The following is a 23,469-nucleotide window of genomic DNA, read 5'->3' as shown; positions in this document are numbered from 1 at the left end:
AAATATGTATAAATATTCATGAAAGCGGTATCTATTGTATAACAGCTACCTGACAAAATGATGTATAATAGAGAGGGATTTATGAAGGAGCTGATATAAGTATATGGTAAAAGTTAACATCGATGCGGATGGTTGTCCTGTCGTATCTCAAACGGTAAATATCGCGAAAAAATTTGATTTTGAAGTGGTCATTTATTGTGATACCTCACATGAGATTTCCGTTGAGGGAATTGTCACTAAAATCATCTCAAAAGGTGCAGATGCAGTAGATTTCGCCTTATTGAAAGACGTTGAGAAGGGTGACATCGTTGTGACACAGGACTATGGATTGGCAGCTATGGCACTTGCGAAAAATGCTTTAGTAATCGACCAAAATGGACGAGAATTCACACAAGAAAATATAGACCAATTACTCTTTACTAGACATCTTGGTCAAAAAATCAGGCAGGCTGGTGGTCGGACAAAAGGACCAAAAAAGCGGGATAAAGACGTCAATAAAATATACGAAAAAAATTTTTATCAACTTTGTGAACGAGCAAAATAAACGTTTTTTCTACGCTGAATGATATCAATATTAGATTAAACCAATCTCACGTAAATATATATTTATGCATTCTAGATAAGTGAATAGGAGTTCATTAATAGGTAATGTAAGAAAACATCTTGAAATCAAGATGTTTTCTTTGATTTTTAAAACACAGGGTAGTACATTTAGTAGAGACGGTAGTGAAGGGAGTTTGACATATGAAAAATAGAATCAATAAAGAACAGGGAATGGAATTTGGTATTTACTCGATTGGTGATCATGTAATCAATCCAATTACAGGCTCACGTATTAGTGCACAGCAACGGATAGCTGAATTAATCGAGGCCAGTCAATTGGCGGATGAAGCAGGACTAGACGTTTTTGCTGTAGGGGAGAGCCATCAAGCAAATTTCACAACACAAGCCCATACTGTTATTTTAGGCGCGGTTGCACAGGCAACCAAAAATATTAAAATTGCAAGTTCAGCTACAGTATTAAGTGTTTCTGACCCTGTGCGTGTCTACGAAGATTTTGCCACACTCGATTTACTCTCCAATGGTCGTGCAGAGATTGTTGCAGGGCGTGGCTCACGTGTAGGGGCCTATGATTTATTGGGTTATGATGTACGTGATTATGAAGAACTTTTTGAAGAAAAACTAAAATTGCTCACTCAAATAAATGAAGAAAAATCGATAACTTGGCAAGGGAAATTTCGAGCACCATTAAATAATGCTTCTATATTACCGCAACCACAGGATGGAAAACTACCGATTTGGCGAGCAGTTGGTGGACCACCAGCTTCGGCGATTAAAGCGGGTTATGCAGGCATACCAATGATGCTGACAACACTTGGAGGACCCGCATCAAACTTTAAAATAGCGGTGGATGCTTATCGTGAAGCGGCGCAGCGTAGTGGTTTTGATTGGGAAGAATTGCCGATTTCGACAACCAGTTTAATGTATACAGCTGAAAATTCTCAAGATGCTTTACGCGAATATTATCCCCATTTAAATGAAGGGATGAAGGCGTTAAGAGGTGGTGGATACCCCCAACAACAGTTTACTGAATCTGTAGATTATCGTGATGCATTAATGATTGGTAGTCCACAGCAAATAATAGAGAAAATGCTTTATCAATATGAGTTATTTGGTCATCAACGATTTTTAGCTCAAATTGATTTTGGTGGTGTACCATTCGATAAAATAATGAAAAACATCGAACTAATTGCAACAAAAATAATGCCCGATATTAAAAAATATACACAAAAGTAGCAGTGGCTTCGTATGGCTATTCTAAAATGATAGTAGCCATGTAATATCTACAATAAAAAACTTCTGTTGTAGCATTTAAAACCAATAAGAGTAGTGAATTACTTGTGGTTCGATAGATCATGTTGTTCTATCCAGTATATTTGCTGAGTTATTCTCAGAAATTGATTGTAGGATTGAATTAGTAGAAGGGTTTATTCAAGATGACTACTATACACTTGTTTTGATATGTAAAACAGCTTAATTTTGTCTAAATGATACCGAAAAAGCATGGGAATGAGCAGTTTTTCATGTTTTTTGGTGTTTTTTAATAGATAAAACTAAAAAACATGGTATTATATAGGGAATAGAAATAAGTAAAGGAAAGGAATGTGATTTTATGGAAATGAATACTATTTTATTAATTGCTATCATGCTTGTCATTTTAGTTGTTCTCATCGCACTTTTTGTTCGTTTTTTCCAACAGTATAAAAAACGAGTCATCTCAAGAAGTAGATTGTTAATAAATTGGTTCCTCGTTTATATGGTTGCATTGCTTGCCATCGTATTTACAGTATTAATTAATAATGTTGTCATCTAAAATAAAAAAGCTCTGTGTCAATTATTGGGGTGAATGAAATGGGTTATTTAATTTCATTCGCCTTTTTTCATTTAGCTCAGATGTAAACCAACTTCCTTACTCTTTACTGTTAATAAAATTTTCGCTCTAAACGGATCAAATCGTTTAGAGTCCTATGTATTTCGTTTTGTTATTAATTCCTTCTAAAAGCCATTTGAATAACGGAAAGCTTTTGCTATCTCTAAGTGTCTAAAACATGAGTTGTTTCGATACCCCAACATATATAATAGAACCATAAAAAAGCCAGCTTGTATTAATTTATACGAGCTAGCTTTTTTTATGTTTTTTAGAATAGTAACCAATTGGCTAATAAAGCGAGTACCCCACCATAAATTACGATAGCCGCTGTCATTTTCAATGGATTTTTCGAGCGGAATCCGACAATTTTTTCATACCACTTATGATCGATTACTTCGACATTCAGCTTTTTCGGAATAACCGCAAGCAATTCAACAGTAGATAACCATGTTTTTAACACTAAAGTATCACCATCATCTGATGTGAAAGTGTATTGACGAGCCAAAGCGAATTTTTCAAACTGTGCTTTTGAAAAGGCATGAAAAGAAAAAACCGCTACTTCTGATACCGATTGAATCGGTGCAATATTCTTGTTTTTTTTGTCGCCTGCGCGAACAAGCGTCTCATCAATTTTAATGAAAATCATTTTATCTGAACCACGTTTATAGAGCAGATGGCTTGCTCCAATTGCGGATTTTGAATCAACCTGCGCAACTTCCGAGCCTTTATATTTGGGTTGTGTATTTATATACTCTTGGATTTCAGCGTTATTTAACATGACGTAAATCTCCTTTAATATTCAATACTACTATATTAGCATAAGCAACTATTAATTATCTTGCTAGACGTATAAGACAATCTAGTGACAGACATAATCAATATGTTATGATAGTGTTTATTGACTAAGAAAGAGGTTTTATTATGAATAAAATTATAACTTTACTACTATTTTTATGCAGCGTACTGTTTTTTACTACATTATCTGTTCAAGCAGAAGGATTAGAACGCCCTGTGCCAACGGACAAAGAAATTATTCGTTTTATTGAAACAATGCCTTTTGAGTTTACAAAAGTACAGCCATATAAAAAGCAGCCAAGTGTCAATGATCCTGGAAAAACAATGAATGATTCTGCGCTAAATATGCTGAATTTTATACGCTTATTAAGTGGCTTACCAGCAGTTAGTGAAAATGAAAATTATTCAGATTTAGCGCAATCTGCCTCATACATAATGAATCGCGGACATCAGTTTTCTCATTATTTGACGCCACCCCAAGGGATGTCTAGCGAAGATCTTTTATTTAAAAAAGGAAAACATGCCGCTCGTAGTAGCAATATTGGGTTTGGCTATCAAAATATTGTACAGTCCATTATGACAGGTTATATGTACGATGAAGATGCTTCCAATATCGAGGTAGTTGGTCATCGGAAATGGCTACTGGATCCGACTTTACAGGCAGTTGGATTTGGGCAAGTAAAGCATTATACAGCACTCTATGTTTTTGATCATATTTCGACAGTAAATAAGGAATTGCCGACAGTATATAACTGGACAATAGATCAACTAGAACGCAATGCCGCAAAGTATGTAGATGGTGAAATAAAAATTGCCTGGCCACCAGAAAATATGCCGATTCAATATAGTCCAAATGATTTACCCTTCTCGTTATCATTAGGTGCGAGTTATTCGCTCGACAAACCAATTATTCAGATGACGAATAGTAGGACAGGCCAGCAAATCACAATTGATTCAGAAAAACTAAAAAAAAATGAGCATTACAGTGTGAGTCCTTCTGGTTATGGGAAACTACAGGCAATTGTTTGGAGGCCGAATAGCGATGTTATTCATTATAAAGCAGGTGATCAGTGGACAATCCATATTGATGGCTTGCAAAAAGAAGGACAAGTTACTTATATAGAATATAAAATCACGCTATTTGACTTGCAAAAATCACTACCAGAAATAGCCGTTCAAGACAATATGACTGTTTTTAAAGATGAAAAATTCTCCATAAAAAGTAAACGTGATTATAATTATTCAAGTGATGCAGTATTTTGGACGTCATCGAATGATACAGATTTTTCATTTTCAACGAAGGATAAAAAAGTAATTAGCAAACGATCGCCTAATACATTTATAGCGAGAAAAATAGGTGTTTACTATGCAAGAATGACAAATGACAATAAATTAAATGTCAAAATTACAGTTATTGAGGACCCATCAATCGTTAAATTGATTAAAACAACAAAGAATGTAAGCGTGAAAAAAGGACAACGTATAAAAATAAAAGCTACGGTACAACCAACTACTGCAAAAAACAAAAAACTTTCATACAGTAGTGCTAATAAAAAGATAGCAACAGTGTCTAAGACAGGTAGTGTCAAAGGGGTCTCAAAAGGGCAAACGACGATTACTATACGTTCAGCCAACCAAGTGACGAAAAAAGTTAGTATACAAATCAAATAAAAAAATGGAGACGATTACTCGTGAGAGTAGTCGTTTCCATTGTTATTTTGTCGTGCGATCTACCTCAGCGACAGTTTGTTCTACTTCTTGACGTGTCATTTTGTCGTGACCTTTTTGCATCGTTGCTAATGTTTTATGAGCAAGAGCTAATGGGATTTTACAGAACATTAAAATACTACGTTTTTTAATGGACGCATTGTATGCATCTGCTTTAGCTAAATTTTCCTCAGCAAAGGTAAATAGATCATCACGTGTCCAATCATCGGGCATATAGTTGACACCACGCGCAGCATCTTCTTCTTGATTACGTAAAATATTCACTGCTTGTAAGCCTCGACCATAACCAATGGCTAATTCACGATCAGTTTCGATACCGGCTCCCCAACGCCAAACATCTGACAACATAACACCGACTAAACCTGCTACATAATAGGTGTAATCATCTAAATCTTCACGCGTATGACAAACCCATTGTTTTAGAGCCCATTTTGCCATTCCCTCTGCCATTTCAGCACAAGATGCAGCTACTTGTGTTCGAATACCTTCTGGCGTTAAATAGAGCCAGTCATGCAGTCGAAGAGTCACTTCCGGTAAAATATCATGATAGCTATGAATAACGTCAGCATAAGCAACCGAATCAAAGGGTTGAACCTTCAATAATGCCGCTGTTTTACGAAGCATATCTGCTTTTTCTTCAACTGGTATCGCCTCATGATCCTCAATTTCGTCGATAGCTCGCATGCAAAGATAGGCCATTGCGACAGTTGTTTTCATGTCTTTTTCTAGAAAAGTTATTGGGATGAAAAAGGTACGACTTGTGGCTTTTAAAATGGCCATTGCTTCTTTTGTTAATTGTTTATGATCAGGCACGAATAAAAGACCTCCGATTGGTTAAGTTTATCTACATTACTATCGTACTTCATTCTGGGCAAAATGAAAAACTAAAAATGGTGAATTATGAAATTGAAGTGGTTAGAAGTGTATGTAGTTTGTAACTAATGGTAAACTACAGCTATAAATTGAACGAAATGAGGATGGGAATATGCCAGGGAAAATGGCTTTAATTGCGGGTTCTAGTGGATTAGTAGGCAATTTATTACTGCATCAATTGCTCCAAGACGATCATTATGATCAGATCATGGTATTAGTGCGACGTTCTATCGCCCAACGACATCCAAAACTTGTAGAAGTAGTATGTGATTTTAATAATTTAGAGGAAGTTTCCTCTTATTTAAAAGTGGATGATGTTTTTTGTTGTTTAGGCACAACGATTAAAAAAGCGAAAACAAGAACAGCGATGAATTTGGTTGACCGAGATTATCCGATTGACCTAGCCAAGAAAACATTCGAACAGGGTGCGCAACAATTCATTATCATAAGTGCACCAAATAATGGTGAAAATTCACCATTTGCCTATTCAAAAATGAAAGGTCAACTAGAAGCTGGATTGCGAAAAATCCCATTTAACAGTCTAGCATTTATTCATCCCTCTCTACTGATGGGCGATCGCTTAGAATTTCGATTTGCAGAAAGTATATCAACTGCATTATTAAGAGGGATAACCAAAATTACGCGTAAACCAATTAGCGCGAAATTAGGAATTGAAGCGGTGGATGTAGCCACAGCTATGTTGAAAATTGCACATAATCCCCAACAGGGTGTCACTACGTATCCAGCAAAAAAATTACAAGAAATAGCAGCAACAAAATAAATAGTGACCTTTCATAATAAGAAAGGTTTTTCTTTTTTTAGAGTTTTATGTTGTTTATTTGTCTTGAAAACGCTATTATTTCACTGATAGCATATTTATATACGAAATACATACGACTGTTTTTCAAAGGAGAATACGATGGTTAAAGAAATTGGTATAGACGCAGGTGGCACGCTAACGAAATTAGCATATATAGATGAGCATGAGCAACTCATATTAAAACACTACCCCTCTTATAAAATGGCAGAAGTAGTGGCTTTTGTTGAACAATTCAAAGACATAGCAGTAATTGGTATTACAGGTGGTCGAGCAGAGCAATTTAAAGAGCTTATGTCGAAGCCGTATAACATAAATTATGTTGTTGAATTTGAAGCAACTTTGTTAGGTGTACGTCATTTGCTGAAAAAAGAAAATCATCATTTCGACCAAGCGATTATTACGAATATTGGTTCAGGAACATCTATTCACTATATGCGTGGTAATACATCATTTAGGGCAGGTGGCACAGGTGTTGGTGGTGGTACATTAATTGGTCTTGGCGCGCTATTAACAGGCATGTACAATTATGATGATATTAGTGAAAGTGCTAGCAGAGGGAATCGGAAAAGCATTGATTTATTAGTGGAAGATATATTTCAAGGGCTTGAAATACCAGCACCATTATCTCCTGAACAAACAGCGAGTAATTTTGGTAAAATAGGGATTAAGAAACCACAGCAACATTCAAATGATAATATGCTTGCGTCCGTTGCTCGTTTAGTAGGTGAAGTAATCACGACACTAAGTATACAATTATCAGAGCAGCATGAAGCAGATGTTATTATTTATATTGGCACAACTCTAACCGACCATGATGTACTGAAGGATGTTATTGAAGAATATACAATTTTGAAAAAGAAAACCCCTGTATTCTTAAATGACCATGGCTTCAGTGGTGCTGTCGGAGCTTTGAAAAGTCTTGATCAATAAGATGAAAAAGTAGTTGCTTCCTCGGAGAGTAACTACTTTTTGTTATGCTTTGGAAGATAACTACCATTTACAAAAGAATCAAAGAGGACTAAAATAACTATATTGTTTACCTAGGTAAACAATTATTCGGAGGTATTTAAAATGAATTTATTTTTTCATAATTTATTGCAAAAAACACGAGAATTTACGACAGGTGCAAATCATGTATTAAAAAAACATGATCTTTTCAGTGCTCAGTGGTCTGTGTTATTTACGATTGAAAAACACGGCGTCATGACATTGACAGAAATTTGGAAATATTTGAATGTGGAAGCACCAACAACTACTCGCACCGTCAATCGTCTCGTGGATCGAGGCTTATTACAGCATGAGCCAGGAGAGGATCGACGCTTGAAAAGAGTATCACTCACGCAAGCAGGAAAAGATAAATATGATGAAGTGAAAAAAGAAATTGAACAATACGAGAATAATTTTGCTAAAGGTCTAACAAAGGAGGAAGTGGCACAATTTGAACTGTTGCTACAGAAATTGAAAGGGTGACCGATATTGACAGCTGATTCAAAAATATGGACAAAACGTTTTCTGAGTTTATTTTTTACAAATATGAGTGTGTTTTTTGTGTTTTATGGTCTCATTAATGTTTTGCCATTATATGCTACTGGAGAATTACATAGAAATAGCAGTGATGCAGGTCTCCTGCTAACTGTTTTTCTACTATCAGCGATCGTGACAAGACCTTTTACTGGCAAGGTTTTAGACATTATCGGTAAACGAAAAATGCTTATAATTAGTATATTATTATACTTAGCAACAACGGTCTTATATATTTTTATAAAACCATTCCTACTCTTATTACTATTGCGTTTTATCCAAGGAATTGCCTTTAGTATTTTAACGACTGCAAATAATTCAATTGCTGCAGATATTGTACCCCCAGCAAGACGTGGACAGGGCCTTGGCTATTTTTCGATGTCACAGAATTTAGCAATTGTTCTCGGACCTTTCGTAGCGTTATTAATCGTTCAATATGTTACATTTGATCTTTTATTTATCGTGATGTCGGCTGTTGTTTTACTGGGTGCTATCTGTGCACTATCGATAAAATTACCCGCAAATAAGCACGTTGAAAAACCAAAACTCACATTTACTTGGAGTGATTTAGTTGAAAGAAAAGTACTACCAGTTGCTTTACTCGGAGGTTTTGTTGCCTTTTCCTACTCGGGTGTATTATCTTATTTGACGATTTATGCACAGGAAAAAGATTTGTTAGCGTACGCATCCTTATTTTATGTTGTTTTTGCAGCAGCTATGCTATTATCACGTCCATTTACAGGTAAAATTTATGATACAAAAGGACCGAAATATATTATTGTACCAGGTTTTTTTATTTTTATAATCGGTTTAATCATTATGGGTCTCATGACGAATATGAGTTCATTTTTACTAGCTGGTTTGCTAATCGGTCTAGGGTATGGGGCACTCGTTCCAAGTTTCCAAGCGATGAGTGTTCAAAGTACAGATGTTCACCGCTCAGGCTATGCAACAGCCACTTTCTTTACAATATTTGATATTGGTATTGCTGGTGGTTCAGCAATTTTAGGTGCAATTTCAGTACATTATGGCTTTGCACAAATTTATTATGTGTCTGCGGTGGTCTTAGTAATTGGTGCAATGATTTATTTTTTAACGCAAAATAAACTAACGAAGAATCAAACAACTTAGCAAAGTAAATAAGTTCATTTAAAAACAGGTGGGTTGCTATTTGATAGAAAGTATCATATTTCAATATGTTACGAATAGAATGCAAAAACAAGAGGCCTAAGACAAACGTATTTTCAACAGAGAAAATCCCGTATGATTTTTCGAAATCATACGGGATTATTCATTTGAAGCCATTTCCGCTGCGAAAAACACTTTCCGCGGACACGGCTTCAAATGCCTCGTCACTGCGTTCTTATGGGGTTTTCTGCGCGTTCAATTGATTTGATTATTTGTATGTGAGACATACTATTTTTGTTCTGTCTCAGGCCTCTTGTTTTAGTATGTATAAAAAGAGTGAAATGCTATACTGTTCAAAAACTAGTGCTTATTTTTTTGGATGCCCTGCCTAGCTAAATTGTCGGCTGCTCTATTTTGATCGCTTGGAACCCATTTGATGAAAAATAGCTCAAAAGAATCGACTAGTTCAAGAACTTGTGCTACTAATTCTTTAAAGTGTTTAGCATGTCTCTTTTCAATAGAAGCAACTACGATTTTTGAATCGCTACGCACCGATACAAAAGTACTGCCGAGCCGCTGTGCTTCTTGCAAACCTCTAATCATAGCGATGAATTCGGCTGTGTGATTATCCGATTGTCCAATCGCCTCACTTATTTGCAGTGACTGACCTTCCCCTTTTATGAAGATCCCGATCCCGCTTAGTCCAGGATTACCTGCACTCGCACCGTCTACATAAATCTCTAACATATGCCACCGCCCTCTAAAATTATGAATACTTGCATCATAACATAGGACAGTAGTAGAATAGAAAAATAATAGTATATAGAGGTGAATTTTTTGCTTGATTTCACGACAATTGTGCAAGATATTGATGACTTAACGGAACAATTTTGCGAGGGATGTTTTGTGAAAAAACAGCTTCGTAAAGATCAAGGGAAAGCAAATGCGCATCGATTTTGTATCGAAACATGCACCGTTGGCGAACAGCTCCAATTTTTAGGACAGGAACTATTAAAAACACATACTAAAAACAAATAATAAATTAAAGAGCCTGAGACAAACATATTTTCAACAGAGAAAATCCCGTATGATTTTTCGAAATCATATGGGATTATTCAATTCAAGCCATGTCCGCTTCGAAAAACGCTTTCCGCGAACATGGCTTCAAACGGCAACGGCATCGTCACTACGTTCCTGTGGGATTTTCAGCTCATACTATTCCCGCAGGAGTCGTTTTCTGCGCGTTCAATTGATTTATTGATTTGATTACTCGTATGTGAGACATACTATTTTTGTTCTGTTCCAGGCTCTTTTATCTGTTTAAGAACAATTTTTAGTTAAATTGATTGAATATTCGACTATTTAAGAATTTTTCGTGTTATAGTAGCAATTAATATTGACTAACACACGATTAATTTGTACACTGTGAAGATACATTTGTTTTTCTTAAAAACACAAAAAGACTAAGTAAGGATCTGATAACATGAAGGTATGTAAATTTGGTGGAACATCCGTAGCAAGCGCAGAACAAATTAAAAAAGTAGCATCGATTATTCAGTCGGATGCTTCAAGGCGTATCGTCGTTGTATCAGCTCCAGGTAAAAGACATTCTGATGACGTCAAGGTGACGGATTTACTCATTGACGTGGCAGAAGCGATTATTGCAAAACAGCCAGTTGATGATAAGCTCGCAGCAGTCTTACAACGTTACGAAGACAATGCAGCAGGTTTAGGCTTAGATCAGAAGATTTGTGAAATGATAAAAGAAGACTTACAACAGCGCTGCAAAGATGTGGCAACAGCATCTGTAGAAAAAGTATTTGATCTATTAAAAGCTTCGGGTGAGGATAATAATGCGAAGATGATTGCTGCTTATTTTAATAGCATTGGTATGGCCGCACGTTATGTTAGTCCTAAAGATGGTTTAGTCGTCAATGACGCACCAGAACGTACGATGGCTATTTCTCAAGCCTACGATCAGTTAAGTGCACTAAAAAATGCAGCTGAAATTATCGTATTCCCAGGTTTCTTTGGTTTTACAACAGCCGGTCAGTTGCGTACTTTTGATAGGGGGGGCTCCGATATAACGGGTGCTATTTTAGCTGCGGCTGTCGGAGCGGAACTGTATGAAAACTTTACGGATGTGGACTGTGTATTTAGTGCCAATCCAAAAGTTGTCAATAGTCCAGCTGAAATCGTAGAAATTACGTATAGAGAAATGCGAGAATTATCATATGCTGGATTTTCAGTGTTTCATGATGAAGCATTAATGCCCGTCGTAAAGCAAGGTATCCCTGTGAATATCAAGAATACGAATAATCCGTCGGCACCAGGTACACATATTATGCCAAAGCGCGATGCAAGTAAACGTGCGGTTACAGGAATTTCTGCAGATTCGGGCTTCTCGATTTTGTATGTATCTAAATATTTGATGAATCGTGAAATTGGTTTTGGACGTAAATTACTACAAATATTAGAAGAAGAAGGTATATCATACGAGCATACGCCTTCTGGATTAGATGATATTTCGGTAATCATTCGTAGTTTCCAATTAGATGAGGCGAAGGAAAATCGTATTCTACAACGAGTTACAGAAGAACTTTATGCGGATGATGTTAATTTCCGACACGGTTTTTCAATGATTGTTGTAGTAGGTGAAGGAATGAAGTATAAGACTGGTTTAGCAGCGAGTGCAGCTACCGCTATCGCTAGAACAGGTGCTAATATCGAAATGATTAACCAAGGATCTTCTGAGGTCTCACTATCATTTGGTGTTCTTCAAAAATACGAAAATGAAATTTTGAAGGAACTGTACGAAGAATTCTTTTCTGCTGTATCTGTTTGAAATAATAAGTAAGGACAAAAGAGTTAGCGACCACAACAGCGCTAACTCTTATTTTTTGTGCTATTTTGGTTATTAAATGGATTTTAGAAGGTAGTAATAAAGTACAAAGAGAGCCGTTTACATCTGTGCTCCATTTCATTCCATTCCACAATATTTGCTACAGAGACAATCCTATTGCAAGTATTGTGTTGAATTACGAACTATATTCGTATTATGCGGATGTAGTTTTTTCTATGGTCACAAAACTGGGTTTTAGTGAAAAAATATAAATAACGACCATCCATTTCTAAAGTAAGGGATCGTGACACTATTACTCTAAATCGTGACATGATATTTGCGGTCCAATTTCAGCTTGCTTCACTTAGTTGACATGAGGAGGAATATGGTTTGTCAGTGGAGGGAGTTATATCGTGTAGCTAACGCAAGAGAGAATACCATTTTTAATCATACTATTTAAAATTTTACAATAATTTAAAAAAGAGTATAATCTATATTACTTTGATGTAAAAAATTCGAAAAGAGGGAGCGGGATTTTGGATCTAAACAATGTAGATATTTTACAAATATTCTCTTTAATTGATAGGAGGGATATAAATGAAGTTAAAATATAATCTTTATTTTCTTTTTATAATTGCTTCTGGTTTAGTCTATTCTTATACGACAACTATTGTCGCCCAGAGTGTGCTGGAAAATAAGCTAATTATTTTAGCGCTCAGTGCAGTCATTAGTCTATTAATTTTTGTGGATTTACAGAAGTTACATTTATTAAGTAGAATAAGTTTGAACTCATTTTTTTATTTAGGAATTATTCTCTGTGGGATCATAGCAGCAATTTCCTTATTTTCAACAAATGCATATACATATGTAATATTTTACTTTTTCATAAATATTATTATTTCGGTAGTTATTTTATTATTTGAAAATGAGATTCTAACAGAAGAATTAAATTTGAGTAATGGCTTTTTAAATTTAGCTTCTGTCAGAAATTTAGCTAAACTATTTGGATTTGCTATAGGGGCGCTATTAATCAATGTCCCAAGTTATTATTTCATAGCATTTATTCTGCTTATTTTTTCAACATCTGTTTTATTGCTGAAAGAAAAATTTGTTTTGCGTAAACATGTAGAAGAAAAAAAAATTGGATTCACGATTTAAAAATTTGAACAAAAAAAGATACTTTGTTATTTTAGGGGTTCTTGCCACAACAACAACTATTTGGATACCTATTTTTGTGAATGATTTTATACAGGAAGATATGCAGAAGCTTTCTTTTGTGCCATTTGTCCTTCCAGGTATAGCGATTTTCATCGTTTTAGAGCTAGTTAAAAGAAATATTCTTTCAACGATATTTAAAAAACCTATAGCAGTATATTTGATAGTATCTCTATTATTTATGCTGTATCTGTTGTATATACCATTTGTTTGGGTTGGTGTTATTTTATTTAGTCTACTAACGGCTATTGGTATTTTAGTAAGTATTGATCTAAGGAAAACTTTTCTTGAAGCGAATGTAGCTATCGATAGTAAATTTGTTTTACAATCTTTATACCTTAATGGAGCCATCTTTTTACTGATTTTTTCATCTATTTATAAATATTTAGAGGTTTTACAGTTTGTAATAATTATACTGAATAGTATATCTATGATTTATTTAATGAGAGAACGAGTTAAATTAAACATGTCGAATAGTCGTGCAACTGTGGAGTAGAAAATTTTTATGGCTCTGGTGCGAGACAGAGCACTGCATTGATACAGCAGTCAGAACAGCAACGGTAAATGGTTTTGATGTGACACTAGTTGGAGATGGTCACTCAACAACAGATTCTCAATTTATACCTAATCACGATGAGCATCGATAAATTGTAATAACGTTCTCGCCCTCAAATAATAGATGATGCGTGTATGAGAGTGGATTTACATAAGGCTGAAATCGTGGAGGCAATGAGTCATAAGAAAAATAGAAGTATTTATATGACCATGTAGTATAAGGAAGCAAAAAACAGGTCAACGGCAGGAAAACCTGCTGTTGACCTGTTCATTTATTTTGTAAAGTCAATTTTTTTCGAAAGTAAGTATATTGTTAGCCCACCAACCGTCATGGATAGCAGTTCACCAATACCGACAATAAGCCAAGTATTGAAAAAAGGAAGATCATGAACAATTGTTAATTGACCAGCAACAGTAAACATGGATAGCGCGAAAATAAGAGCTGTAATCGCCATTTTGAGTGCTAAATTGTGTATTGGTTGTGTGATTACTCGGCAAAGTATAAGGACTAAAAACGTCGCAATCCCACCGATAGGTACATCAAGAAACCACGTTGGTGATAAGAGGTTAGCGATGACGACACCGAGTGTAATACCGATTATATACCGTTTATGAAACAACGCTAAATAATTAAACATTTCTGAAAGGCGCAATTGAATGACGCCAAAACTAAAGACGGCTAAGATCAATGTCACGGCAACATAAAGAGCAGCAACAAGTGCTGTTTTCGAGATTTCTCTCGTAGTAGAAGTGCTTTTAATAAGCGTATTATTCAATTTTATTCTCCTTTGTAAAATAGTGGAATCACTATTTTAGTAATAACTACGACCAAAGGAAGCGAGGGATTATAACCCGATCTGAAGTGTCGTAGTGCAGCGCTTTGACTGCGAATTTATTATAGCAGAATTCTATTTAGCAATCCAGCCGCCATCGACTGGAATGACTGTGCCATGCATATAATCGGATGCACAACTCGCTAAAAAGAGTGACACATTTGCTATTTCATGTGGTTTTGCCCATCGACCAGCCGGCGTTTGTTCTGCCACCCACTGAGCCATTTTACCATCACCTTCAAAATCTGCAGCATTCATCGGTGTATCAATCGCTCCAGGAGCAATGGCATTAGCACGAATACCTTGGCGACAATAATCCATATCTAATTGTTTTGTATAACCGATTATTGCGTGTTTTGACGCAGTATATGACGCACCACCACCACCTGCGACGAGACCAGCGATGGAAGCCATGTTCACGATCGTACCAGAACCAGCGAGGATCATATGAGGTAACACAGCGTTTGTTACGAGATAAACGCCTTTTAAGTTTGTATTAATGACGCGATCCCAGAGTGTTTCGTCTGTATCTAATGTTTTAGCAAAACCGTCTAATATACCAGCAGTATTTAATAAAATATCGATTTGATGATAATGACGTATGGCTTGTTTAACAGCTTCTGCAACATGCTGTGAATTAGCAACACTACCTACTATAAATTGGCAACGTTCTTGATATTGTACTTGCAGTTCTGCCATTCGTCCTTCTTGAATATCTAAAGCAAAAAGCGAGGCACCGTTTTGTAAAAATGCTTCAGCCTGTGCAAAGCCAATACCGGAAGCAGCACCTGTCATAAAAACTACTTTGTTTTTGAATTCCTCAAAAATCATTTCTTTATTCCTCCTGAAAAAAGAGCAAACTTTCTGGAAAGAAAATTTGCTCCCACGATTATTATTTATTGTACGATTGACCAATCTTCCGCTAAAATGTCACAAACAGTGGGGGAGAACATCGTAAAGCCTTCACCATGGACATCTATAACGAAATATGGATTTAACGGTTGACCATCAAGTTCACTTTTGCCAACTAATTTGACATACAGCTCTGCTCCACCCCAACCATCACGAATAATTTTCTTACCTGCTCTTAATTCTGGTAAAATCTCTTCAAATGTCATTGGATTTTCCTTCTTTCTTATTTGATTATCAGACAAAGTATACTAGAATGATTGTTACCTGCATAGTGTCGCAATGAAATCTAGCTTTCTATTCAATAAATCAGAAAAATATGTCGGTTTTATTATGAAACTTGTTTGGAATTTTTAGATTATTTATTGGTTTTAATACATATAAATTGCATTTTATAGTTAAAATCGTATAAATTATTAGTATATTAATTTGGGAGGTGAATTCTTTACAGTATGAAAAAAGTTAAAAAATACTGTAAAGAACATATTTGGACGTCGAGATAGCCATAAAACTTGTGTTATTTATTTTATTAATCGCTTTTACTGCATTCTTTGTAGCATCAGAGTTTGCCATTGTAAAAGTGCGTACAACGAGAATTGATCAATTGGTTAGCGAAGGGAATACCAAGGCCATACGAGCGAAAAAGGTCTTAGTGCATTTAGATGAATATTTATCTGCCTGTCAGCTCGGAATTACAATTACAGCGCTTGGATTAGGTTGGGTTGGTGAATCAACAATTGAAATGATTTTACACCCTGTTTTTGAATTACTAGGTATAAATGGTAGCACGGCTTCTGTATTGTCGTTTATCATCGCCTTCTCACTCGTAACATTTTTACATGTTGTTGTCGGGGAGTTAGCACCAAAAACCTTAGCTATTCAAAAAGCAGAAATGATTACATTAAATCTTTCAGGACCATTAATTGTTTTCTATAAAGTGATGTATGTTCCCATTAAAATTTTAAACGGTTCAGCTCGCTTCTTAACGCGTCTATTCGGTTTGAAAATGATGTCTGAGAGTGAAGAAGCTCACAGCGAAGAGGAACTACGTATGATTATGACAGATAGTTTAAAGGGCGGAGAAATCAATACATCTGAATACAATTACATGAATCGCATATTCGAGTTTGATGATCGTATCGCAAAAGAAGTAATGGTTCCGCGTACGGAGATATCAAGCTTTGAACAAAACTTGAATATTAAAGAAATCTTTGAACAAATGAATGTTGAACAATATACGCGTTATCCAGTATATGATGGCGATAAAGACCATATCGTTGGTATCGTCAATATGAAACATATCTTAACAGAGATTATTCGCAGTGATTTTCAAGTAAATAAAAAGGTTGTTGAATATGTACAACCCGTTATTCAAGTAATTGAAACAATTCCAATCAGTGACTTATTAGTGAAATTTCAAGTTGAACGAATTCATATGGCCATCCTATTGGATGAATATGGAGGTACTTCGGGCCTTGTCACAATCGAGGATATAATTGAGGAGATTGTCGGTGAAATTCGAGATGAATTTGATGCGGACGAGCTTCCGGAACACCATAAATTAGGTGACGGACACTATAATGTTAGCGGTAAGCTACTTTTAGACGAAGTGAATGATATTATGGGCATTAATATTGAAGACGATGAAATTGATACAGTCGGTGGTTGGTTTATGGCAAATAATGATGCTATTGTTGTTGGAGCAAAATTTGAGTATAATGGTTTTGTCTTTACAGCAACGGAAATCAACAATCATCAAATCGTTCGTCTTGATATTAGAAAAATAGACCCCCCCACAGAAGTGGAATAAAAATAACAGGGCTGAGACAAAAACTTAGCCAAAATTAAAAGGAATAGCGCATGTATATATGCGCTATTCCTTTTTGTGTATATATTTATTTTCGTTTTGGACGATGTTTTTCGAAGCGGAAATGGATTGAATTGAAATAAATAATCCCGTATGATTTTGAAAAATCATACGGGATTTTCTCTGTTGAAAATACGTTTGTCTCAGGCTCTTTAATTGTAAATAATTCTCTCTCAAAAAGTAGATTTTGTAAGAGAATACATGATATTTATTTATTAATTACAACAACATTTGATGCTTGTGGACCTCTGTTGCCTTCAGTAATGTCGAATTCTACGTTTTGATTATCTTCTAGATTTTTGAAACCCTCGCCTACAATACCTGTAAAATGTACAAAGACATCATCCCCATTTTCCGATTCGATAAAACCATACCCTTTCACCGTATCAAACCATTTCACTTTGCCAGTATGCATGCTGATCCCTCCATATAAAAATCTACCCTCATAAGAATATAGATTCTTACAGGCTGGCTAAACTATAGCATAATTTTAAATTTTTTGTCAATTCTCTACTTTTAAAAAAAGGTTATAGGTATCTATTTTATAATATGTGCAAGGAATAGATGATAAAATAGAAAGTTCTGTTTAATCATTTTTGGAAAATTCTTAGGACTTTTATTGAAGGAAGTACAATAATATAGTACATTATGGATATATCATGAAGATTAGGGGAGATTAAAGCGATGACAAATAAGCCACAGGTACTTTCAGATTTAGAAATTGCACAATCATCAACAATGCTTCCAATTCAAGACATAGCACAACGAGCGGGAATACCCGAAGATGCGTTGGAACTATATGGTAAATACAAAGCGAAAATTGATACGACAAAGCTTGCACATAAAAAAGCACAAGCAAAAGTAGTGTTAGTAACAGCCATCAACCCAACGCCAGCTGGAGAAGGTAAATCTACGGTAACTGTTGGATTAGCAGATGCTTTACGCCAATTAGAACAATCTGTAATCGTAGCCTTACGGGAACCGTCATTGGGACCTGTAATGGGGATTAAAGGTGGAGCTACAGGTGGTGGTTACGCACAGGTATTACCAATGGAAGATATTAATCTTCATTTCACAGGTGATTTGCATGCAATTACTTCAGCAAATAATGCTTTAGCTGCATTTATAGATAACCATATTCATCGCGGTAATGAATTGAATATTGACCCGCGCCGTATCCTTTGGAAACGTGTTTTGGACATGAATGATCGTTCTTTACGTCATGTTATTATTGGACTTGGGGGACCAGCTCAAGGTGTGCCGCGTGAAGATGGTTTTGATATTACAGTAGCATCTGAAATTATGGCTATTTTTTGTCTTGCTTCGGATTATGTAGATTTAAAAAAACGCTTATCAAAAATTGTCATCGGTTACACATATGATCGCCAGCCGGTCACCGTAAAAGATTTGGCTGTTGAAGGTGCGCTAACATTGCTATTAAAAGATGCCTTTAAACCCAATTTAGTCCAAACAATTGAAGGAACACCAGCTATTATTCACGGCGGTCCATTTGCTAATATTGCTCATGGTTGTAATTCAATTCAAGCAACGAATACAGCACGTAAACTTGCTGACATCGTTGTGACAGAAGCTGGATTTGGAGCGGATTTAGGTGCTGAAAAATTCATGGATATCAAAGCCGTACAGGGTGGTTTCGAGCCAAGTGCTGTCGTAATCGTTGCAACAGCACGTGCGCTTAAAATGCATGGTGGAGTAGACAAAAAAGAACTAAAAGCTAGCAATCCACAGGCTATTGCCGCCGGTATTGACAATCTACAAAAACATGTTGAAACCATTCGCCAATTCGGTGTAGAACCTGTGATTGCCTTAAATCGCTTCATCACAGATACACAAGATGAACTGGATGTTATTGTAGGTTGGTGTGAAGACAATGGTGTGAAAATGGCATTGACAAATGTGTGGGAACAAGGCGGTAAGGGCGGTATTGAGCTTGCTAAAAATGTTCTTGAAGTGCTTCATACAGCACAAAATTTCACACCGTTATATCAGATGAATGATACGATTGAAAACAAGGTGACAACAATCGTACAAAAAGTATATGGTGGGAAAGATGTAGTTTTCACAGATGTTGCGAAAAAACAACTTGTGGAAATTAAGAAAAATGGCTGGGATAAATTAGCTATTTGTATGGCGAAAACACAGTACTCATTAACAGATCAGCCAACTTTACTCGGTCGTCCTGAAAACTTTACAATAACGATTCGTGAAGTGATTCCGAAATTGGGTGCCCATTTCCTCGTATGTTTAACAGGTGATGTGATGACGATGCCAGGTCTACCAAAAGAGCCAGCAGCATTGCGTATGGATATTGATGAACATGGTAATGCAGTGGGCTTATTCTAAGTAAAAAATAATCATAGGTCTAACCTAGATTGCCACAGAATCCTCTCTCTTTATAAATTGTAAGATACTCGAGAGAAATGTGTTTTGTGCAGTCAGGGCTAGACCTATTTGTATCTACTACCTCGACTTGCAATAGCCCAGACAAGAAATATGCATAAGTAACTAATCAACTAACTAATGTGATCACGACTGTAGCTAAATAACTATATTTTACATTTTTTAGATTTAATTCATATTTTTCTTTAAAAAGTAAAATTTCCCATTTTATTTCTGTATAATAATAATGTGAAGGGACTGTTGCCAAAGTGTATATTAGAAAAATGAAATTAGAAGATATTTCAAAGGTTCGAGAAATTGCGTATAAAGTGTATGAAGTAACATACGAACATATTATTCCTCGAACTATTCAAGAAAATTTTTTACAGCTTGTGTATGCCCCAAAACGCCTAGAACAACGGATGTCACAATCCCATTTTTACATAGTGGAAGTACAGGATGAAATAATTGGATTTTCAAGCTTTTCCCATGTTGATACGGAAGGGAATTGCGAATTGCTTGCCATGTATTTGCTTGAGCAATATCAAGGGCAGAAAATTGGCAGTTTACTCCTTCGTCGCGCCATTAATGATATGAATGGTTTATGCTCTATTACAATGAATATGGAAGCTGATAATGTCAATGGTATCAAATTTGGCTTGGCTAACAATTTTTGTAGTGTAGAGCTCTATTTAGATGATTTTGAGGGATTAAAACTATTGACGAATCGTATGAAGCTAATAATCTGAAAAATCCTGTATAATAAGTAGTATTAAGAAAAAGGAAGTGTCTGGTCTGATGGATTTATCAATGAATAAAACTTCTCTAATCATGGAGGGTGGCACTTTTAGAGCACTATTTTCTGCAGGTGTTCTGGATGCTTTTATCGATGAAAAGATTAAAATGCCCTATGTTTTAGGAATTTCTGCAGGAGCTATTACTGCCGTTTCCTATATTTCGGGACAAAAGGAAAGAACATTACGTGTTTTCGCAAATTATCGCAATGATAAAAGATATTTAGGCATGCGTAATTTTATAAAAGAAAAAAGTATTTTTGGCTTGGATTTTGCGTACAATATCGTACCGAATGAATTGGATTTATTTGATTGGGAAACCTATTATAACTATGATGGTATTTTAAAATTCGGTGTGACGAATGCGCAAACTGGCGAGGTCGAATATATGAATGGTTTTGACATGGACAAGGAATGTTTGATGTTGCGTGCTACATGCGCAATCCCAGTTCTTTTTCCTGAAATCAAAATTAATAATATACCTTACTATGATGGCGGCTTGGCGGAGCCTGTTCCCGTGCAGCAAGCAATTGATGAGGGCTATGAAAAGCATGTGATTGTACTAACGCGACCAAAAGGTTACCGTAAGACAGTCGATCGTCAATCACGCTTTGCGATGCGTATGATGAGAAAAAAATACCCTAAGCTTGTCGCAGCGATGGAAAAAAGGGCAGAACATTATAATCGTTCGATGGAATTAGTTGAAAAACTAGAGGCAGAGGGTCGAGCATTCGTCTATCGGCCGGATTCAGCATTAAAAAGTTTTGAAAAAAATGAAGAGCAAATGCATCGTAACTATCAAATGGGTTTTAAACAAGCAACGGCACGTGTATTGGCATTAAAGGGATTTTTACAAATTGATTAATCCTACAATACGTTCAGCATTTTTTTTGAAGCATTGAAAAGAAAATAAACAACGATAATGTGGACTATATTAACTATGCTGCATAAAAAAGTGGCGTGATTTGATTTTTTCAAATCACGCTACTTTTTCTATTCATTGGTTTCGGATGAATGCTTTCAGCTGACGAATAGCCGGGTCTCCTCGTACGGTCATTCATCTAAAAAAAGAGCGAGCTATATTTCATAAATGAAATATAGCTCACTTTTATGGAACAACTCTATTCTTCATGCCAAGCTTTTACTGTAGGGTATAGCGATTAAAGGGCTTGCGCTTTTTCAATGGCTTTTACAGCGCCGTAGATTAAGTTAAACATATCTTCTAAATCTTCTACTTCAATACAAGAGAAGGCAACACGTAGGTCCGTTTCACTTAGTGAAATGGTACCAACACCATATTTTTCTAGTGCAGTTAGACGTAATTGATCAGCAGTTACTGTTTTTAATTTCAAGCACATGAAGTAACCTGAATTGAATGGATAATAGTCCCAAGCATCATCGAATTTGCCATTTTCAAGAATTTCTTTTACTTTGTTGGCACGGCCTTTCATAATGTCAAACTTCTCAGCCTTTTGTCTATTAAAATCTGGACTTTGTAAAGCATGTAATACAAAAGTTTGTGAAGGGTGAGGACCAGAAGAAATGGTCGCGCGAATGATGCCGGTCGTTTTTTCTTCTAAGGCCTGTAATAAAGTAGATGATTTACTACCATAAGTAATAAAACCAACACGAAAACCCCAAATATATTCTTCTTTTGTCGCACCATCCACTTTAATGGCTAAAACACGGTCATGAATATTCGCAAGAGCACCGAATAATGACTCATGTAAAGAGTCTTCAAAGAACAATGAGAAGTAGGCATCATCTGTAATTACTACTACATTAACACCAGCATTTGCACCATCTACAATCGCTTGGACAATTGCAGCGCCTTCAACAGCATTTGGTGTATAACCAGTTGGATTGTTTGGGAAATTTAATACGACAATGGCCTTACCGTGATTTTTTTGTGCAATAATAGCTTCGCGAAGCGCATCTGCATTAAATGCCCCATCCATATTGTAGAGTGGATAAGAAACGATGTCAGCACCACGACGAATGCCAAAAATCATATCGTAGTTTTCCCAATTTTTATCAGGAATAATAACGGCATCGTTTTGTTCTGCAAATAAATCTGCAGCAATACTTAATCCGTGAGTTAAAGCATTTGTAACAATGGGGTTACTAAATGTTTTACCAACTAAAGTTGGGTTTTCAACAAGCATCTTTTTACGCCATTCATCGCGTAAAGCAGGTTTACCAGCAGGAGGAGCATATGGGTATAAGTCAGCAGGATCATATGCAGATAATGTGTCTTGAATAACTTTTAAATGCATTGGTTTCCCATTTTCAATTGCTGTTCCAATTGTTGCATTGTACTTATGTGCTTTTTTCTTCGCTTCTGCGGACTGACTTAAAATGCCTTCAGTAGGAAAGTACATTTGTTGACCAAGTGAAGATAACATATCAAATACATGACCATTTTCTTTTTTTATCGTGTCATTTAAACTATTTGCTAATGTATGCATTGAATTCGCCTCTTTTTTTTATAGTATATGCGTAGTATACAGTGTGACGTTAGAAAATTGAATCATTTCGCTAGATACGGCAAGTAAAAATAGTATATAAATAATAGATTGCTTCATTTTATAATCTATAGCTTCATTTTAGTAGATAAACGAACATTTGGAAATAGATAGTGTATAAAAAAAGGAATAGTAGTGAATTTATAAAAGAAATATTATTTTATATACATAAACAGCAAAGATAATATGAATGGCGAGCAAATACAGTTATAATAGATGAAGTGGTTTTTTTA

At 35.7% G+C, this 23,469-nt stretch carries 24 protein-coding genes and 1 pseudogene; 17 read left to right on the top strand and 8 right to left on the bottom strand.

Annotated elements, in window-relative coordinates; translation table 11 throughout:
• Nucleotides 1-103 precede the first annotated feature (103 nt).
• The 3 genes from DEX24_RS03860 (at nucleotide 104) to DEX24_RS03850 (ending at nucleotide 2,374) form a co-directional block, all read left to right on the top strand.
• Entirely contained in the window at nucleotides 104-544 is a 441-nt protein-coding gene (locus DEX24_RS03860) for a YaiI/YqxD family protein (protein ID WP_109305079.1), read from the top strand.
• Between the two features lie 200 nt (nucleotides 545-744).
• Nucleotides 745-1,797, top strand: a complete 1,053-nt coding sequence (locus DEX24_RS03855) for an LLM class flavin-dependent oxidoreductase (protein WP_109305078.1) — start codon at nucleotides 745-747, stop codon at nucleotides 1,795-1,797.
• Between the two features lie 376 nt (nucleotides 1,798-2,173).
• Complete coding sequence (locus DEX24_RS03850) at nucleotides 2,174-2,374, top strand: hypothetical protein (protein ID WP_109305077.1); 201 nt, start codon at nucleotides 2,174-2,176, stop codon at nucleotides 2,372-2,374.
• Nucleotides 2,375-2,699: 325 nt separating this feature from the next.
• Here DEX24_RS03850 and DEX24_RS03845 read toward each other — a convergent pair whose 3' ends face one another.
• Complete coding sequence (locus DEX24_RS03845) at nucleotides 2,700-3,209, bottom strand: hypothetical protein (protein WP_109305076.1); 510 nt, start codon at nucleotides 3,207-3,209, stop codon at nucleotides 2,700-2,702.
• A 143-nt stretch (nucleotides 3,210-3,352) separates the two neighbouring features.
• On the opposite strand from DEX24_RS03845, the gene DEX24_RS03840 reads away from it, so the two are divergent.
• Entirely contained in the window at nucleotides 3,353-4,897 is a 1,545-nt protein-coding gene (locus DEX24_RS03840; protein WP_109305075.1) for an Ig-like domain-containing protein, read from the top strand.
• Nucleotides 4,898-4,939: 42 nt separating this feature from the next.
• Here the strand turns inward: DEX24_RS03840 and DEX24_RS03835 are convergent, their stop codons facing one another.
• Complete coding sequence (locus DEX24_RS03835) at nucleotides 4,940-5,734, bottom strand: squalene/phytoene synthase family protein (RefSeq protein ID WP_109305111.1); 795 nt, start codon at nucleotides 5,732-5,734, stop codon at nucleotides 4,940-4,942.
• Between the two features lie 205 nt (nucleotides 5,735-5,939).
• On the opposite strand from DEX24_RS03835, the gene DEX24_RS03830 reads away from it, so the two are divergent.
• From DEX24_RS03830 to DEX24_RS03815, 4 genes are all read left to right on the top strand, one after another.
• The gene (locus tag DEX24_RS03830; RefSeq protein WP_109305074.1) at nucleotides 5,940-6,608 is read left to right on the top strand and encodes an NAD-dependent epimerase/dehydratase family protein; all 669 of its coding nucleotides are present in this window, start codon (nucleotides 5,940-5,942) and stop codon (nucleotides 6,606-6,608) included.
• Nucleotides 6,609-6,746: 138 nt separating this feature from the next.
• The gene (gene coaW / locus DEX24_RS03825; RefSeq protein WP_109305073.1) at nucleotides 6,747-7,577 is read left to right on the top strand and encodes a type II pantothenate kinase; all 831 of its coding nucleotides are present in this window, start codon (nucleotides 6,747-6,749) and stop codon (nucleotides 7,575-7,577) included.
• A gap of 141 nt (nucleotides 7,578-7,718) precedes the next feature.
• Nucleotides 7,719-8,117, top strand: a complete 399-nt coding sequence (locus tag DEX24_RS03820; protein ID WP_109305072.1) for a MarR family winged helix-turn-helix transcriptional regulator — start codon at nucleotides 7,719-7,721, stop codon at nucleotides 8,115-8,117.
• Between the two features lie 6 nt (nucleotides 8,118-8,123).
• On the top strand, nucleotides 8,124-9,299 hold the full coding sequence (locus DEX24_RS03815) for an MFS transporter (protein WP_246131357.1): 1,176 nt from the start codon (nucleotides 8,124-8,126) through the stop codon (nucleotides 9,297-9,299).
• Between the two features lie 357 nt (nucleotides 9,300-9,656).
• Here the strand turns inward: DEX24_RS03815 and DEX24_RS03810 are convergent, their stop codons facing one another.
• Nucleotides 9,657-10,043 (bottom strand): ribonuclease HI family protein, encoded by a 387-nt coding sequence (locus DEX24_RS03810; protein WP_109305071.1) that lies wholly within the window; start codon nucleotides 10,041-10,043, stop codon nucleotides 9,657-9,659.
• A gap of 90 nt (nucleotides 10,044-10,133) precedes the next feature.
• Between DEX24_RS03810 and DEX24_RS03805 the strand changes: the two genes are divergently transcribed.
• The 5 genes and pseudogenes from DEX24_RS03805 to DEX24_RS03785 form a co-directional block, all read left to right on the top strand.
• Nucleotides 10,134-10,334: a zinc-finger domain-containing protein gene (locus tag DEX24_RS03805; RefSeq protein WP_109305070.1), complete on the top strand. Its 201-nt coding sequence runs from the start codon at nucleotides 10,134-10,136 to the stop codon at nucleotides 10,332-10,334.
• Nucleotides 10,335-10,779: 445 nt separating this feature from the next.
• On the top strand, nucleotides 10,780-12,141 hold the full coding sequence (locus DEX24_RS03800; protein WP_109305069.1) for an aspartate kinase: 1,362 nt from the start codon (nucleotides 10,780-10,782) through the stop codon (nucleotides 12,139-12,141).
• A 594-nt stretch (nucleotides 12,142-12,735) separates the two neighbouring features.
• Complete coding sequence (locus DEX24_RS03795) at nucleotides 12,736-13,296, top strand: hypothetical protein (RefSeq protein ID WP_109305068.1); 561 nt, start codon at nucleotides 12,736-12,738, stop codon at nucleotides 13,294-13,296.
• Nucleotides 13,280-13,849, top strand: coding sequence for a hypothetical protein (locus tag DEX24_RS03790; RefSeq protein WP_109305067.1), 570 nt, complete (start codon nucleotides 13,280-13,282; stop codon nucleotides 13,847-13,849). The genes DEX24_RS03795 and DEX24_RS03790 overlap by 17 nt, the downstream gene beginning before the upstream one ends.
• A gap of 19 nt (nucleotides 13,850-13,868) precedes the next feature.
• Nucleotides 13,869-13,976 (top strand): annotated as a pseudogene (locus tag DEX24_RS03785) (cysteine hydrolase); the annotation flags it as partial.
• 204 nt (nucleotides 13,977-14,180) lie between these two features.
• On the opposite strand, the gene DEX24_RS03780 reads toward DEX24_RS03785, so the two are convergent.
• From DEX24_RS03780 to DEX24_RS03770, 3 genes are all read right to left on the bottom strand, one after another.
• On the bottom strand, nucleotides 14,181-14,684 hold the full coding sequence (locus DEX24_RS03780) for a QueT transporter family protein (RefSeq protein WP_109305066.1): 504 nt from the start codon (nucleotides 14,682-14,684) through the stop codon (nucleotides 14,181-14,183).
• A 132-nt stretch (nucleotides 14,685-14,816) separates the two neighbouring features.
• Nucleotides 14,817-15,572, bottom strand: coding sequence for a 3-oxoacyl-ACP reductase (locus DEX24_RS03775; protein ID WP_109305065.1), 756 nt, complete (start codon nucleotides 15,570-15,572; stop codon nucleotides 14,817-14,819).
• 65 nt (nucleotides 15,573-15,637) lie between these two features.
• Entirely contained in the window at nucleotides 15,638-15,859 is a 222-nt protein-coding gene (locus DEX24_RS03770; protein WP_109305064.1) for a DUF2829 domain-containing protein, read from the bottom strand.
• 278 nt (nucleotides 15,860-16,137) lie between these two features.
• Between DEX24_RS03770 and DEX24_RS03765 the strand changes: the two genes are divergently transcribed.
• Nucleotides 16,138-17,460: a hemolysin family protein gene (locus DEX24_RS03765; RefSeq protein WP_109305063.1), complete on the top strand. Its 1,323-nt coding sequence runs from the start codon at nucleotides 16,138-16,140 to the stop codon at nucleotides 17,458-17,460.
• 265 nt (nucleotides 17,461-17,725) lie between these two features.
• On the opposite strand, the gene DEX24_RS03760 is transcribed toward DEX24_RS03765, so the two are convergent.
• Nucleotides 17,726-17,932, bottom strand: coding sequence for a cold-shock protein (locus DEX24_RS03760; RefSeq protein WP_109305062.1), 207 nt, complete (start codon nucleotides 17,930-17,932; stop codon nucleotides 17,726-17,728).
• A 269-nt stretch (nucleotides 17,933-18,201) separates the two neighbouring features.
• On the opposite strand from DEX24_RS03760, the gene DEX24_RS03755 reads away from it, so the two are divergent.
• The 3 genes from DEX24_RS03755 to DEX24_RS03745 all read left to right on the top strand — a co-directional run bounded on the left by DEX24_RS03755 (nucleotide 18,202) and on the right by DEX24_RS03745 (nucleotide 21,576).
• Entirely contained in the window at nucleotides 18,202-19,881 is a 1,680-nt protein-coding gene (locus DEX24_RS03755; protein ID WP_109305061.1) for a formate--tetrahydrofolate ligase, read from the top strand.
• Nucleotides 19,882-20,186: 305 nt separating this feature from the next.
• Complete coding sequence (locus DEX24_RS03750; RefSeq protein ID WP_146192964.1) at nucleotides 20,187-20,666, top strand: GNAT family N-acetyltransferase; 480 nt, start codon at nucleotides 20,187-20,189, stop codon at nucleotides 20,664-20,666.
• Between the two features lie 49 nt (nucleotides 20,667-20,715).
• Entirely contained in the window at nucleotides 20,716-21,576 is an 861-nt protein-coding gene (locus DEX24_RS03745; protein WP_246131356.1) for a patatin-like phospholipase family protein, read from the top strand.
• Nucleotides 21,577-21,871: 295 nt separating this feature from the next.
• Here the strand turns inward: DEX24_RS03745 and DEX24_RS03740 are convergent, their stop codons facing one another.
• Entirely contained in the window at nucleotides 21,872-23,179 is a 1,308-nt protein-coding gene (locus DEX24_RS03740; protein WP_109305059.1) for an aminotransferase class I/II-fold pyridoxal phosphate-dependent enzyme, read from the bottom strand.
• Nucleotides 23,180-23,469: the final 290 nt, after the last annotated feature.

The organism is Kurthia sibirica (genome assembly GCF_003143975.1).
GTDB lineage: Bacteria > Bacillota > Bacilli > Bacillales_A > Planococcaceae > Kurthia > Kurthia sibirica.
This window is presented reverse-complemented; position numbering and strand designations above follow the sequence as displayed.

What these genes read in the sequence shown, in the direction of transcription:
- DEX24_RS03860 (WP_109305079.1), top strand. Translation starts at nt 104, where the DNA reads ATGGTAAAAGTTAACATCGATGCGGATGGTTGTCCTGTCGTATCTCAA.
- DEX24_RS03855 (WP_109305078.1), top strand. Translation starts at nt 745, where the DNA reads ATGAAAAATAGAATCAATAAAGAACAGGGAATGGAATTTGGTATTTAC.
- DEX24_RS03850 (WP_109305077.1), top strand. Translation starts at nt 2,174, where the DNA reads ATGGAAATGAATACTATTTTATTAATTGCTATCATGCTTGTCATTTTA.
- DEX24_RS03845 (WP_109305076.1), bottom strand. Translation starts at nt 3,209, where the DNA reads ATGTTAAATAACGCTGAAATCCAAGAGTATATAAATACACAACCCAAA.
- DEX24_RS03840 (WP_109305075.1), top strand. Translation starts at nt 3,353, where the DNA reads ATGAATAAAATTATAACTTTACTACTATTTTTATGCAGCGTACTGTTT.
- DEX24_RS03835 (WP_109305111.1), bottom strand. Translation starts at nt 5,734, where the DNA reads ATGGCCATTTTAAAAGCCACAAGTCGTACCTTTTTCATCCCAATAACT.
- DEX24_RS03830 (WP_109305074.1), top strand. Translation starts at nt 5,940, where the DNA reads ATGCCAGGGAAAATGGCTTTAATTGCGGGTTCTAGTGGATTAGTAGGC.
- coaW (WP_109305073.1), top strand. Translation starts at nt 6,747, where the DNA reads ATGGTTAAAGAAATTGGTATAGACGCAGGTGGCACGCTAACGAAATTA.
- DEX24_RS03820 (WP_109305072.1), top strand. Translation starts at nt 7,719, where the DNA reads ATGAATTTATTTTTTCATAATTTATTGCAAAAAACACGAGAATTTACG.
- DEX24_RS03810 (WP_109305071.1), bottom strand. Translation starts at nt 10,043, where the DNA reads ATGTTAGAGATTTATGTAGACGGTGCGAGTGCAGGTAATCCTGGACTA.
- DEX24_RS03800 (WP_109305069.1), top strand. Translation starts at nt 10,780, where the DNA reads ATGAAGGTATGTAAATTTGGTGGAACATCCGTAGCAAGCGCAGAACAA.
- DEX24_RS03795 (WP_109305068.1), top strand. Translation starts at nt 12,736, where the DNA reads ATGAAGTTAAAATATAATCTTTATTTTCTTTTTATAATTGCTTCTGGT.
- DEX24_RS03775 (WP_109305065.1), bottom strand. Translation starts at nt 15,572, where the DNA reads ATGATTTTTGAGGAATTCAAAAACAAAGTAGTTTTTATGACAGGTGCT.
- DEX24_RS03770 (WP_109305064.1), bottom strand. Translation starts at nt 15,859, where the DNA reads ATGACATTTGAAGAGATTTTACCAGAATTAAGAGCAGGTAAGAAAATT.
- DEX24_RS03760 (WP_109305062.1), bottom strand. Translation starts at nt 17,932, where the DNA reads ATGCATACTGGCAAAGTGAAATGGTTTGATACGGTGAAAGGGTATGGT.
- DEX24_RS03755 (WP_109305061.1), top strand. Translation starts at nt 18,202, where the DNA reads ATGACAAATAAGCCACAGGTACTTTCAGATTTAGAAATTGCACAATCA.
- DEX24_RS03745 (WP_246131356.1), top strand. Translation starts at nt 20,716, where the DNA reads ATGGATTTATCAATGAATAAAACTTCTCTAATCATGGAGGGTGGCACT.
- DEX24_RS03740 (WP_109305059.1), bottom strand. Translation starts at nt 23,179, where the DNA reads ATGCATACATTAGCAAATAGTTTAAATGACACGATAAAAAAAGAAAAT.